Below are 12,863 nucleotides of genomic sequence, written 5' to 3'. Positions count from 1 at the left end.
TCCCGCCCCGCCCCCCGCCGGGCCGCCGTGCGCCCACCCCTCAGGCGTCCGCCACCGACTCGAAGTCCACGTCCCCGCGCTCCACGCCGCGCGCGTCCGCGTCCACCGAGCGGCGCAGCGCCTCGTGCAGCTTGCCCGGGGTCAGCACGCCCAGGAACCGCGCCCCGTCGAGGACCGCGACCCAGCCCGCGTCGTGCTGGAGCATCTCGCCGAACGCCTGCTTGAGCGGGGCACCCAGCGGCACCCACGCGTTCATCCGGTGCGCCAGCTCGCCCACGGCCCGCTCCCCGCCGCCGCTCACCTCGTCCACGCCCACCCAGCCGTGCAGCTCGCCCGACCCGTCGAGCACCACCGCCCAGCGCGCGCCCTCGTCCCGCAGCCGCGCCGCCGCCCGCGCGGCCGGCTCGGACCGCGCCACGAGGGGCGGCTCCTCCAGGTCCTCGGGCCTGATCTCGGTCACCGACAGCCGTTTCAGGCCCCGGTCGGCGCCGACGAACTCCGCGACGTACGAGGTGGCGGGCCGCCCGAGGACGGTCTGCGGCGTGTCGAACTGCTCGATGCGGCCGGGCCCGTACACCGCCATGCGGTCCCCGAGCCGCACCGCCTCCTCGATGTCGTGCGTCACGAACAACACCGTCTTGCGCAGGCTGCGCTGGAGGTCGGCGAACTGGTTCTGGAGCCGTTCGCGCACCACCGGGTCCACCGCGCCGAAGGGCTCGTCCATGAGCAGCACGGGCGGATCGGCCGCGAGCGCCCGCGCGACCCCGACCCGCTGCCGCTGCCCGCCCGAGAGCTGGTGCGGGTAGCGCGGGCCGAAGGTCTCCGGGTCGAGCCCCACGAGGTCCAGCAGCTCCCGCGCGCGCTCCCTGGCCCGGCCCCGCTTCGTGCCGAGCAGCGAGAGCACCGTCGCCGTGTTGTCGAGCACCGTGCGGTGCGGGAAGAGGCCCACCTGCTGGATGACGTAGCCGATGCGGCGGCGCAGCGCGACCGGGTCCACGCCCGCGATGTCCTCGCCGTTCACCTCGATGCGCCCCGAGGTCGGCTCGACCAGCCGGTTGACCATCATCATCGTCGTCGTCTTCCCGCACCCCGAAGGCCCGACGAGCGTGACCAGCTCCCCCTCCGCGACATCGAGGGAGAGGTCGTGCACCGCGACGGTGCCGTCCGGGTAGCGCTTGCCGACGTGGTCGAAGCGGATCATCGGACGGCTCCGGCCTGTCGTGGAAGAGTGCTCATCCCGGCGGCTCCTCTCGTGTACGGGACAGGATCTCCGCGCGGCGCTCCGGGCGCATCCCGGCCGGTCCGTCCGGCCCCGCGCGCCGCCCCCCCGCCGTACGGGCCGAGCCGCGACGCGGGCCGGGCGCCCCGTGTGCTCAACTGGGAGCGACCAGGCACCACCCACCCGGCAGGAGCACCATGGCCGCCACGTACCGCCAGCCCGGCGTCGTCCTCACGGACCGCATGTTCACCGTCCCGCTCGACCACGAGCGGCCGGACGGCGAACAGATCGAGGTCTTCGGCCGGGAAGTGGTCTCGACCGCGCGGGGCGGCGCCGAGCGGCCCTGGCTGCTCTACCTGGAGGGCGGGCCCGGCAACGCGGCACGCCGCTTCGTCGGCCGCGAGGCGTGGCTGGGGCGGGCGCTGGAGGACTACCGCGTCCTCCTGATGGACCAGCGCGGCACCGGCCGCTCCACCCCCGCCAACCGCCAGACGCTCCCGCTGCGCGGCGGGCCGCGCGAGCAGGCCGACCACCTCGCCCGCTTCCGCGCCGACTCCATCGTCAAGGACGCCGAACTGATCCGGCACCACCTCACCGGCGGCGCCCCCTGGACCGTCCTCGGCCAGAGCTTCGGCGGCTTCTGCGTCACGCACTACCTCTCCAGCGCCCCCGAGGGCCTGAGCGCCGCGCTCGTCACCGGCGGCCTGCCCTCGCTCGACGCGCACGCCGACGACGTCTACCGCGCCGCCTACCCCCGCGTCGAACGCAAGGTCGCGGCCCACTACGCCCGCTACCCCCAGGACGTGGACCGCGTGCGCCGCGTCGCGGAGCACCTGGCCGAGCACCGCCCGGTGCTCAACGGCGGCTACCGGCTCACCGTCGAGGCGTTCCAGTCGCTCGGCATCGCGCTCGGCGGCGGCTCGGGCAGCCACACGCTGCACTACCTGCTGGAGAACGCCTTCGTCCGCACCGCCACCGGGCTCCAGCTCTCCGACTCCTTCCAGGAGGCCGCGCAGGCCGCCCTCTCCTACGCGGCGCACCCGCTCTACGCGCTCCTGCACGAGTCGATCTACGCCCAGGACCACCGCCCCACCGGCTGGGCCGCCGAACGCGTCCGCACCGAGTTCCCCCAGTTCGACGCCGGGCGCGCGCTCGCCGGCGACGCCCCCGTCCTCCTCACGGGCGAGTCCGTGCACCCCTGGTCCTTCACGTGCGACCCCTCGCTCTCGCCGCTGCGCGAGACCGCCGAACTCCTCGCCCAGCGCACCGACTGGACCCCGCTCTACGACGCGGGCCGGCTCGCCCGCAACGAGGTACCCGTCGCCGCCGCCGTCTACCACGACGACATGTACGTCGACACCGCGCATTCGCTGCGCACCGCGCACGCGATCAAGGGCCTGCGCACGTGGGTCACCGACGAGTTCGAGCACGACGGACTGCGCCAGGGCCCGGTGCTCGACCGGCTGCTCGCCCTCGTGCGCGGGGACGCGTGAGCGCCGCGCGGGCCGAAGGCCCGGGGGACGCCCCCGACGCGGGGTCCGCCGAGGCGGCGCTCGCCGGGGGCGGCGACGAGGCGTCCGAGCAGATCCTGGCCGGGGTGGGGGAGCGGCTGCGCGGCCTGCGCAAGGAACGCGGCATGACCCTCGCCGCGCTCTCCACGAGCACGGGCATCTCCGTCTCGACGCTCTCCCGCCTCGAATCCGGGCTGCGCCGCCCGACCCTCGAACTCCTCCTCCCGCTCGCCCGCGCGCACCGGGTCGCGCTGGACGAACTCGTCGGCACCCGCCCGGTCGCCGACCCGCGCGTGCGCGCCGAGCCGATCGTGCGGCACCAGCGCCGCATGTACCCGCTCAGCCGCCACCCGGGCGGCGTGCAGGCGTACCGCATGATCATCGAGGGCGGCTCGCGCGAACCTGACCCGCGCACGCACGAGGGCTACGAGTGGATGTACGTCCTGCACGGCAGGCTCCGGCTCGTCCTCGGCGAGCACGACCTGATCCTCGAACCGGGCGAGGCCGCCGAGTTCGACACCCGTGTCCCGCACTGGTTCGGGCTCCTGGACGAGAAGCCGGTCGAACTCCTCGTGCTCTTCGGGCCGCAGGGGGAGCGGATGCACGTACGGGCGCGACCCAGACGCAAGAAGGCGGACTGAGGGCGGCGCGTGACCGCCCCGGCGCGGCAGCCGGTGCCCCGTGACCGGCGCGGCGCGGCAGCCGGGACCCCGGCCCGGCGGGCAGGAGCGGCCGGTCTTCCCCTCACCCTTACCGACCGCTTAGTATGCCGCTCCACGGGTGGTCCGGCGGCGGGCGCGCGAGCGCGCCGGCCGGGCGGCCGAGGCGCGAGGAGAGGGGAGCGGCCATGCGGGCATGGCAGGTGGCGGAGACCGGGGAGCCCGAGCGGGTGATGCGGCTCGTCGAGACGGAGCGGCCCGAGCCGGGCCCCGGGCAGCTCCTCGTCCGGGTGCTCGCGGCCGACGTCAACTTCCCCGACGCCCTCCTGTGCCGGGGCCAGTACCAGATCAGGCCGCCGCTGCCCTTCACGCCGGGCGTCGAGCTGTGCGGACGCGCCGAGGACGGGCGCCGCCTCATCGGCACCCCCGTCCTGCCGCACGGCGGCTTCGCCGAATACGCGCTCCTGGAGGAGGCGGCGAGCCTGCCCGCGCCCGAGGCGCTGGACGACGCCGAGGCGGCGGCGCTGCACATCGGCTACCAGACGGGCTGGTTCGGGCTCCACCGCAGGGCGCGTCTCCAGTCCGGCGAGACGCTGCTCGTGCACGCGGCGGCGGGCGGCGTCGGCAGCGCGGCCGTCCAGCTCGGCAAGGCGGCGGGCGCGCGCGTCATCGGAGTCGTCGGCGGCCCCGGCAAGGCGGAGGCCGCCCGCGCGCTCGGCTGCGACCTGGTGCTCGACCGGCACACGGACGACATCGTCGCCGCCGTCAAGGAGTTCACCGGCGGGCGGGGCGCCGACGTCGTCTACGACCCGGTCGGCGGCGACTCCTACACGAAGTCCGCCAAGTGCGTCGCCTTCGAGGGCCGCATCGTCGTCGTGGGTTTCACGAGCGGCACGATCCCCGCGCCCGCGCTCAACCACGCCATGGTGAAGAACTACGCGATTCTCGGCCTGCACTGGGGCCTGTACGCGCGGTACGCGCCCGAGACGATCGCCGCGTGCCACCGGGAGCTGACCCGCCTCGCGGCCGAGGGCGTCGTCAAGCCGCTCGTCTCGGAGCGCGTCCCGCTGGAGGAGGCCGCCTCGGCGGTGGGACGCGTGGCCGGGGGCCGCTCGACGGGACGGATCTGCGTGCTGCCCTGACGGGCGCGGGGCGCGGGGCGCGGGGCGAGGGGCGAGGGGGCGCCGGGGTGTTGGGCGAAGATGTCCGGCGGGGCCTCCGGGGAGCGGGCGTATCCGTACGGCCCCCGGCTCGGCGCCGCCGCCTCAGTCCCGTCGTCTCCCGAGCCGTTCCCGCAGGCGGGCCGCGCGCGGCCGGGGGCGGGGCTCCTCCGGCGTGGCGGGGGGTGGGACCCGTAAGCCGAAGTAGCAGTTCGCTCCCAGGCTGCGGGCCTCGATCTCGACGGCCGCGAAGCGCAGCGTGGCGGCCTCGGTCAGGTCGGCGCGCACGACGGGCAGAGCGAGGGTGCCTTCCTCGTCCGTGCCGTCCACGTCGGGGTGCCCGGCGGCCTCCTGCCCGGAGACGTCCACGCGCCGCATCCGGGCCGCGTCGACCGACTCGGCGAGCAGTTCGTACTCGGTGGTCTCGTCGTACCAGCGCACCTCCACGAGGTCGCCGGCGAGCAGCCGTTCCGCGAGCCGGAGGTGGCCGTTGATGTCCGCGCTCCAGGCGCGGAGCGTCTCGGGCACCGCCCACGCCCGCTCGGCCGCCTCCACGAGCGTCCCCGGCGGCAGCCAGGGCGTGTCGGGCCTCGGGTCGAGCATCCTGGAGAGCCATTCGGCGCGCTCGCGCAGCCAGTTCACGGCGAGCGACAGTGACGGAGCGCGGTAGGTGCCGAGCGGAACGCCGACCCTGGTCCCCGCGCTCATGCCATAAGCGGTGAGATGACACACGAACTCTTCGTGCACAGCAGGCAGTCCTCCGCGTCGGCAGCCGCGATTCCCTCGCCGTCTGTGATTATTCCGCTATCCGCCGTCCTCATTCCGCTCAATTCCCGCCACATTTCCACGGCAATTGCCGGGGGCTGTGAAGGGTGCGGGGGGAAGCGGAAAGCGAGCGGGCGCACCGCGCTGAACAGGCGTGACGCCGCACCAAGGGGCGGAATCGGGTGACGGATTCTCGCATTCCGCCGCCGCCCGATTCCCGGCGAGCGCGCAGAACTCGCCCCTGATCTTGGAACTCCGCACCCTGTGCGATGCGACTCTGTGTAAATCAGTGAGGCGCCGTCATTCTGCATTGTGCAGAGTGCAGAATTCCCGGGCCTCCTGGCCCGTGCGCGGCGCGCTGTTTCCCGGCCTTTCCGGAAGCACCGCCACCAGGACGTGACTCGTCCCCACCTGCCACACGGGACCCGCGTGGGCGAATCCGGCGGCGCGCAGCAGCTCGACGTGCTTGCGCAGGCTCAGCCCGCTCGTCCCGGCGAACCGGCTCGGCTCCCGGCGCGCGCACAGCTCGCCCAGCTCGGGGTCGTCGGCCGCCGCCGCCCACCAGCTCTCCCAGTCCTCGCTGTCCAGCGCTCCGGCCCGCCGGGCGCGGCGCGCGCCGACGTGCTCGGCGATCCCGGCGAGCGCGGCCGAACCGCAGCCGAGGTGGTCGGCGTTGACGAGCACCCCGCCGGGGCGCAGCACCCGCGTCAGGTCGGCGTAGGCGCGCCGCAGGTCCGCCTCCGGCAGGTAGTGCAGCGCCGTCGTGGAGACCACCGCGTCCACCGGGCCGCTCAGCCCGAGCCGCCCGAGCCAGCCGTCCTCGCCGATGACCGCCCGGACGTACCGGGCCGCGCGGGGATGGCGGGTGCGGGCCAGTTCGAGCAGCAGCGGGTCCATGTCCACCGCGACGATCCGGGCGTGCGGCAGGCGCGCGCTGAGCCGCGCCGGCAGCGAGCCGGGCCCGCAGCCCAGATCGACCACGTACGGGCGCGCCTGGCCCTCCGTCACGTGCTCCACGACGTCCGTGACGACCGTGAAACGCTCCTCGCGGTCCACCGCGTACCGCTGCTGCTGCCGTTCCCAGCGGTCCACCCACCGCTCGGCCGTGGGCAGAGAGAGACCCATGCCGCACCACCCTCACCGTCTGTTCCTGTTGAGGCCCCCGAATCTACAGGTGAAAATGGTTCCCATCAGCTCGACGTCAAGCCGCGCAGCGTCACCAGCAGCCGGTCGATCTCCTCAACGGTGTTGTACACATGCAGGCTGACCCGCACTGAGCTGCGCTTTTCCCCTCCGCTCGCCTGGCACAGGCCGTCAGCCCTGACCATGAATCCTTCACTGAACAGGATGAATCCCAGATCGACCGACTCGATGTCCCGATGGCGGAACGTGACGATGCTCTGCCGCTGCTGCACCCGCGTCTCCCGCACCAGACTCAGCGGGCAGCCGAGCACCTCGAACGCGGGCAGCCCGCTCAGCCCGTCGGTGAGCCGCGCGGCCAGCCCCCGCGTCCAGCGCTCGATCCGGTCCAGCCCTGTGTCCTCCAGCCAGCCCAGCGCCGCGCCGAGACTCGCGATGCCCGCCGTGTTCGGTGTGCCGTCCCAGCCGCCCGGCTCCAGCGGCGCGCCGCGCAGCCCGCGCGACCACACCGCGCCCGTGCCGGGCAGCGCGAGCGCCTTGTGCCCCGAGAAGACGAGGAAGTCCACGTCCAGGGCGGCGAGCGAGACCGGCAGGTGCCCCACGCTCTGCGCCGCGTCGAGGCACAGCACCACCTCGTCCCCCACCAGCTCGCGTATCCGGTGCACGTTCATGTCCGCGCCGTAGACGTGGTGCACATGGGTGAGCGCGAGGAACCGCGTGCGCGGGGTGAGCAGCGCGGCGAGCGCGGTCAGGTCGTAGTCGCCCGAAGCCCGCTGCACCGGCATCTCGTGCACCGTGATCCGCGTCCCGCGCGCCGCGAGCAGGTCGCGGGCCTCCAGCCACGGCGAGGTGTTCGCCTGGTGGTCCGCGAACGGCACCACGATCTCGTCCCCGTCGCGCAGGAAGCCGGGCAGCCAGTCCCGCGCGATCGTCCGCAGCCCCTCGCTCGTCCCGCTCGTGAAGTGCACCCGCGAGCGCTCCGGCCCGGGATCGCCGAGGAAGGACTTCACCCGCGCGCGCACGTCCTCGATCATCCGGGTCGTCCGATTGGCCCACGGGTAGGTGCCGCGCGCCGCGTTGGCGTTGCTCGTGGTGAGGTACGCCGTGACGGCGTCCAGCACCGCGCGCGGCTTCTGCGCGGTCGCCGCGCTGTCGAGGTAGGCGAGGTGCGGCTCCGCCGCGAGGATCGGGAACTCGGCGCGCACCCCCCGCTGCCAGGCCGCCAGTTCCTCCCACGGCTCGCTCTCCCCGGTCACCGCAGCCCCCCTCACTCCCGCACCAGCGGCGCGCCCGCGTCGCGCCACGCGATGACCCCGCCGTCGAGACTGCGCACGTCCGGGTGCCCCATCCGGGTCAGCACCGCCGCGTAGCCCACCGACTTCTCCCCGACGGGACACGCGAGCAGCACCGGACGGCTCTTGCTGAACGGCAGCCCGCCGCGCAGCAGTTCGGCGAAGAGCTCGTCCGCGATGTTCACCGAGCCCTCGATGTGCTGCGCCGCGTACGCGTGCGGCCCGCGCAGGTCCACGACCAGCGGCTGCTCGTGCAGCAGCCACTTCTGCGCCTCGGCCACCGGCATCCGGCGCACCCCGGCCCGCTCCTCCTCGCCGACCGAGGCGGCCGTGCGCGCGGCCAGGGAGGCGGTGGCGCCGAGGAGTTCGGGACGCCGGGCCCGTACGTAGCTCAGATAGCTCTCGACGCGGTCGCACACCACGAAGACCGCCGTGCGCGCGCGCTCCGGCTCGCTCGCCTCGACCTCGCGCAGCCGCCGCACCGCGCCGTGGTAGGCCGCGCCGCCGGTCGGGCCCGCGAGGATGCCGCAGCGCCGGATCAGCTCGACCATCCCGTCGATCGCGTCGAGCGAGCCGACCGCCTCGATCAGGTCGTACGTCGCCGGGTCGAAGAGTCCGACCTCCTGCACCTCGTCCAGATTCCTGATCCCCGGCACGAAGTCCGACTTCTCCGCGACGAGCCCGAGCACCCGCACGTTCCCCTCGGCGGCCCGCAGCGCCCGCGCGACCCCGGAGGACGAGCCCGCCGTGCCGACCCCCGCGACGAACCAGTCGGGCGCCCGGCCGCCGAGGTCGGCGATGATCTCGGGCCCCGTGCCCTCCTCGTGCGCCCGCGCGTTCGCCGGGTTGAAGTACTGGTCCGTGTGGAGGAACGAACCGCCGGGGGCGCTCAGTTCACGGTGGAAACGGGTGAGCGGGTCCTCCGTGTCGGTGGGGTCCAGGCACTCGCTCTGGCCGGGCAGCTCCTCGATCTCGGCCCCGAGCAGGAGCAGCAGCTCCTTCACCTCGGGGATCTTCATCCGGTTGGTGACACTGCGGAAACCGAGCCCGTGCATCGAGGCGATGACGGCGAGCGCCTTCGCCGTGTTCCCGCTGGAGAGCTCCACCACCTCGGCGCCCCGCCCGGCCGCCTCGCCGATCGCGGGGCGGGCCATGCCCCAGGCCGCGCGGTCCTTCACGGAGCCGAAGGGATTGAAGAACTCCAGCTTCGCGTAGAGCTCGGTGGAGCGCAGTCCGTGCACCGCCGGGTCGATCCGTACGAGCGGGGTCTGCCCGATGGTGTCGAGGATGCTGTCGTACCTCATAGCCGTCCCTTGGTCGTGCCGGACGGCGGCGGGACGCTCCGCGCCCCTGCCGTCGTGCCCGGTGTGCCGCCCGGGTGGGCGGCCGGAGTGCTCGTGGGGGTGGTGGCGGGAAGCGGGAGCGCCGGGTCGGGCTCCGACGCCGTGGGCCACCACTGCTCGTCCAGGGTCCAGCGCCACGCGCCGCCCGGCGCCTGTTCCAGCGCCACCTTCCGTGCGGGCGGACGGCGTTCGGCGCTGTGCGCGCTGAAGTCCATCGCGTACCCGGCGGTGTTGGCGAAGGCGAGCAGTTCGCCCGGGATCGGGAGCCTGGGCAACTGGACGAGCCTGCGCGTGATCAGGTCCGATTCCAGGCACAGGTTGCCGTGCAGGTACACCCCGGCCGTCGCTCCCTCGCCCGGCGCGGGCACCGGGGCGCCCCCGGGCCGGGGCAGGAGCAGCGGGTCCACGAGGATGCCGTGCTCCTCCAGGGCGCAGTCGTCCGCGTTCATCGCGAGCCGCACCCGCGCGATCCCGTCGGCCCCCGCGCGCACGTCCACGACACGGGCCAGCGTCGCCCCGCACTGGTCCATGAGCGCGCGGCCCGGTTCCACCGCGAGGTCGTAGAGGCCGTCGAGCAGCAGTTCGCCGAGCGGCCGGCCGAAGGCGGGGGAGTCCTGGCGCAGCAGCGCGTCGAGGTAGTCGGCCCCGGCGAGCGGGCGGTGCCCGGGGTACAGGTCGAGGGAGCCGCGCAGCGTGCCGCCCTCGTGGGCGAGGCCGTAGCCGTGCCCGCGCCAGGTCAGCGGCGGCCGGCGGCCGAGTGCCGCGAGCGTCAGCGCGGTCGTGTACGCCTCCCACTCGCGCGCGTCGGCGAGGTGGCTCACGCCGAAACCGCCGCCGATGTCCACCGTCGCGGGGCGCAGCCCCCGCTCCAGGCAGAGGTCGAGGGCCCGCAGGCAGCCGTCGAGCGCGAGCACCTTCTCGGGCAGGCCCGTCGTGTCGATGTGGTACGCGACCCCGACGACCTCCACCCGCTCGCGCAGCCGCTCCACCGCGTCGAGCAGCGTCCGCAGGCTCGCGAACGGCGTCCCGAAGCGGCTCGGGCGACTGAGCTGCCGCACCCCCTGCGAGGGGAAGCCCGAGAGCCGCAACTGCACCTTCGCGCGCGGCAGTCCGTACCGCGCCACGAGGGCGGCCAGCCGCTCCAGCTCGCCCTGGTCCTCGACCGTCACCGTCACACCGGTGCGGGCCGCGAGCCACAGGAACTCGGGCTCCTTCGGGCCCGTGGCGCCGATCCGGTCCGGCGTGAAGCCGCTGCCCAGGCCGTGCGCCAGCTCCTCCAGCGAGGCCACGTCGAGCCCGGCGCGGCTCGTGGCGAGCGCGCGGACCAGGGCGCTGGAACGGTTCGCCTTGTGCGCGAAGTACACCGTGCCGCGCAGGTGGTGGCGGTCGCGCGCCGCCTCGAAGCGCCGCGCGTTCTCGACGGCCTGCTGCGGCAGCACGACGTTGAGCGGGCTGCCGAGCCCCTCCACGAGCGGGTACAGGACCTCGGGCGCGCGGAGCAGCGCGCCGAGGCGCGGTTCCAGTCTCGGCGTCAGGAACAGGGGGGACGGCAAGGGGGGCGCGCTCACCGTCCGGACCCGGTGCCCCGCGAGGGCCGTCCCGGCAGTCCCTCCGCACCGGGTACCGCCCGCGCCGCCTTCTCTGACATGATTGTCATAACGCCATGAGTCATGCCGTCATGCTGTCCATCCGGCTCCCGCTCCATGCCTTCCCCCGCGCGCTACCCGGAGCGGGCCGCACCACACCCGGCGCACGGACGCGCGGGGGCGCGCGGGACGGCGCGGCGGGATGCGGGCGCGAAGCTGCGGGCCGCGGGGCCCCGCGGCCCGCGCGCTCACCCCGTGGCCGGGGGCAGCTCCCAGCTCAGCGGGCTCCCCGGCACACCCACCGTCAGGTGCCCCTCCGCCGTGCTGCGCACCGCGTACGACTCCGGGGCCCCCGCCGCCTCCCACAGGTCCCGCAGCGCGGGCAGCCCCGCCGCGCCGCCCCCTTCGCGCAGCAGGTGCGCGGCGGCGAGCCGCAGTCCGGGCGCGGTGCCCCGGGGACCGGGAACGACGGCGCGGGGGAGCGGCAGCAGGGTGCCCGCGCACGCGCCCCCCTCCACCGGGCGCCGCAGCACCGCCACGGCGGGCGAGGCGGTGCCGGGCGCGAGGAGCGCGGCGACGAGGACGCCGCCCGGCGCCAGCCGGTCCGGAGCCCCGGCGGGCAGCCCGGCGGCGGGCCGCGAGACGAGCATGCGGTCCCAGCGCAGCTCCGGCGGCGCGCAGGACGACACCCCGGCGCGCAGCCCCAGTGCCGTGAGCCCGTCGTGCGCCCCCGCCGCGAGCAGCGGATCGGGTTCCACGGCGTGGACGCGCCCGCCGAGCGCGCACAGCAGCGCGGTCGTCGTCCCCGCCCCGTACTCCAGGACCGAGGAGCCGGGCTCCGCGCCGAGGTGCCGGAGCAGGAGCAGCCCGAGATACGGCGAAGCGGCGAGGCCGAGCGGTCCGTGCGCCGGCACGACGCGTCCGGCGGGGCCCTCGCCCGGCCGCTCGGCGCCGTACCGCACGACGAGCGGCGCCTCCCCGTGGACCAGGCCCAGCCACTCGCCCAGCTCGCGCGGCACCCGGCAGTCGATCAGCTGGAGCATCCCGTCGTGGCCGCGCGGGCCGGGGCGGGGCGCGTAGACCTGCGGGAGCACTCGTTCGACGGGGGTCGCGACGAACACCTCGCGCAGCCGCCCCGCGCCGAGCAGCCCGCGTCCGTCCAGCCGCTCCGCGAGCGCGAGCCGCGCCCCGCGCGCCCGCGCGGCGAGCCGTGCGCCCGGCGCCGTGCGCGGGACCCCGTCGTGGAGTTCGGCCAGCTCCCCGTCCCGCTCGGCGGCGAACGCGGCGGCGAGCCGCTTCGCGAGGTCCTCGGGCACCCGCAGCAGCGCCTCCTCCTCGTCCACGAACTCCGCCGCCGCGATCTCGCCGGGGTCGAGCCGCAGGGTCTCGGCCCGTACCGTGTGCGGCGGATGCCCCGCGTAGATCCGGGCGACGATCGAACGGCCCCAGCGTCCGCGCGGCACCGTGTCCTCCACGAGGAGCCGCCCCGCGAACACCTCGATGCCCAGCTCCTCGCGCACCTCGCGCACCGCCGCGTGCGCCGGCTCCTCGTCCTCCAGCATCCCGCCCGGCAGGTCCCAGCCGTCCTTGTACGTCGGCTCGACCAGCAGCACCCGGCCGTAGGCGTCCCTGATCAGGAGATCGGCGCAGCCCGCCGGAGCCGCGTGCCCCGCGAGATAGCCGCGCAGGTTCCCCGCGCTCACCACGAGCCTGCCCGCCGCCGTCACGTGCGCCGACCAGAGCGCACCCGGCTCGCAGGCCCCCTCGCTCAGCGCCTTCTCCAGCGCGGCGGCCAGCCGCGAGCCGTGCGGCCCCGTCCACGCCGCGCCCGCCTGCCACGTCCCCTCGGCGCCGCCCGGCCGCACGACGAGGTAGGCGAGCGAGTCGTCCGTCGCCAGCGCGGGCGTCGTGGCGGGCCCCGCGGGGGGCAGCAGCCCGGACGGCGCGCCGAGCGGGCTCAGCGCGCAGGCCCGCGAGTCCGTCGCCGCGAGCCGCAGCGCGAGCGCGTCGAGCCCCGCCGTGTCCCGCAGTGTCGCGCGCGTCCACACCACCTGCCCGCCCGGGGCGAGCCCGGCCGCGATCCCCTCGCCCACCGGAGGCTGCCGCGCGTCCCGCACGAGCCGGACGAGACCGTCCGCCGTGCACGCGGCGCGCTCGCCGGGGACGAGCGGGGCCGCCGCGCGGTCGG

At 75.4% G+C, this 12,863-nt stretch carries 10 protein-coding genes; 3 read left to right on the top strand and 7 right to left on the bottom strand.

Annotated elements, in window-relative coordinates:
* Positions 1-40: 40 nt before the first annotated feature.
* Entirely contained in the window at positions 41-1,201 is a 1,161-nt protein-coding gene (locus SSBG_RS01505; RefSeq protein WP_008744472.1) for an ABC transporter ATP-binding protein, read from the bottom strand.
* A gap of 215 nt (positions 1,202-1,416) precedes the next feature.
* Between SSBG_RS01505 and SSBG_RS01500 the strand changes: the two genes are divergently transcribed.
* The 3 genes from SSBG_RS01500 (at position 1,417) to SSBG_RS01490 (ending at position 4,531) form a co-directional block, all read left to right on the top strand.
* Complete coding sequence (locus SSBG_RS01500) at positions 1,417-2,712, top strand: alpha/beta fold hydrolase (protein ID WP_008744471.1); 1,296 nt, start codon at positions 1,417-1,419, stop codon at positions 2,710-2,712.
* Positions 2,713-2,804: 92 nt separating this feature from the next.
* Positions 2,805-3,371, top strand: a complete 567-nt coding sequence (locus SSBG_RS01495) for a helix-turn-helix domain-containing protein (RefSeq protein ID WP_234010708.1) — start codon at positions 2,805-2,807, stop codon at positions 3,369-3,371.
* A gap of 206 nt (positions 3,372-3,577) precedes the next feature.
* Complete coding sequence (locus SSBG_RS01490) at positions 3,578-4,531, top strand: NADPH:quinone oxidoreductase family protein (RefSeq protein WP_008744469.1); 954 nt, start codon at positions 3,578-3,580, stop codon at positions 4,529-4,531.
* Positions 4,532-4,654: 123 nt separating this feature from the next.
* On the opposite strand, the gene SSBG_RS01485 is transcribed toward SSBG_RS01490, so the two are convergent.
* The 6 genes from SSBG_RS01485 to SSBG_RS01460 form a co-directional block, all read right to left on the bottom strand.
* Positions 4,655-5,296 (bottom strand): hypothetical protein, encoded by a 642-nt coding sequence (locus tag SSBG_RS01485; RefSeq protein ID WP_037868673.1) that lies wholly within the window; start codon positions 5,294-5,296, stop codon positions 4,655-4,657.
* Between the two features lie 318 nt (positions 5,297-5,614).
* Positions 5,615-6,439, bottom strand: coding sequence for a class I SAM-dependent methyltransferase (locus SSBG_RS01480; RefSeq protein WP_199781323.1), 825 nt, complete (start codon positions 6,437-6,439; stop codon positions 5,615-5,617).
* A 65-nt stretch (positions 6,440-6,504) separates the two neighbouring features.
* A complete protein-coding gene (locus SSBG_RS01475; protein WP_037868671.1) occupies positions 6,505-7,710 on the bottom strand; it encodes an aminotransferase class V-fold PLP-dependent enzyme in 1,206 nt (401 codons plus the stop codon).
* A gap of 11 nt (positions 7,711-7,721) precedes the next feature.
* Positions 7,722-9,050 carry a pyridoxal-phosphate dependent enzyme gene (locus tag SSBG_RS01470; protein WP_008744465.1) on the bottom strand — a complete coding sequence of 443 codons (1,329 nt, stop codon included), beginning with the start codon at positions 9,048-9,050 and terminating at the stop codon, positions 7,722-7,724.
* A complete protein-coding gene (locus tag SSBG_RS01465; protein ID WP_008744464.1) occupies positions 9,047-10,642 on the bottom strand; it encodes a diaminopimelate decarboxylase in 1,596 nt (531 codons plus the stop codon). The genes SSBG_RS01470 and SSBG_RS01465 overlap by 4 nt, the downstream gene beginning before the upstream one ends.
* A 281-nt stretch (positions 10,643-10,923) precedes the next feature.
* Positions 10,924-12,863: NUDIX domain-containing protein (locus tag SSBG_RS01460; RefSeq protein WP_106429294.1), on the bottom strand; the 1,940-nt coding region annotated here is incomplete at its 5' end.

The sequence above is a fragment of the Streptomyces sp. SPB074 genome, from assembly GCF_000154905.1.
In the GTDB taxonomy this organism is placed as follows: Bacteria; Actinomycetota; Actinomycetes; order Streptomycetales; family Streptomycetaceae; genus Streptomyces.
This window is presented reverse-complemented; position numbering and strand designations above follow the sequence as displayed.

What these genes read in the sequence shown, in the direction of transcription:
- SSBG_RS01505 (WP_008744472.1), bottom strand. Translation starts at nt 1,201, where the DNA reads ATGATCCGCTTCGACCACGTCGGCAAGCGCTACCCGGACGGCACCGTC.
- SSBG_RS01500 (WP_008744471.1), top strand. Translation starts at nt 1,417, where the DNA reads ATGGCCGCCACGTACCGCCAGCCCGGCGTCGTCCTCACGGACCGCATG.
- SSBG_RS01490 (WP_008744469.1), top strand. Translation starts at nt 3,578, where the DNA reads ATGCGGGCATGGCAGGTGGCGGAGACCGGGGAGCCCGAGCGGGTGATG.
- SSBG_RS01480 (WP_199781323.1), bottom strand. Translation starts at nt 6,439, where the DNA reads ATGGGTCTCTCTCTGCCCACGGCCGAGCGGTGGGTGGACCGCTGGGAA.
- SSBG_RS01470 (WP_008744465.1), bottom strand. Translation starts at nt 9,050, where the DNA reads ATGAGGTACGACAGCATCCTCGACACCATCGGGCAGACCCCGCTCGTA.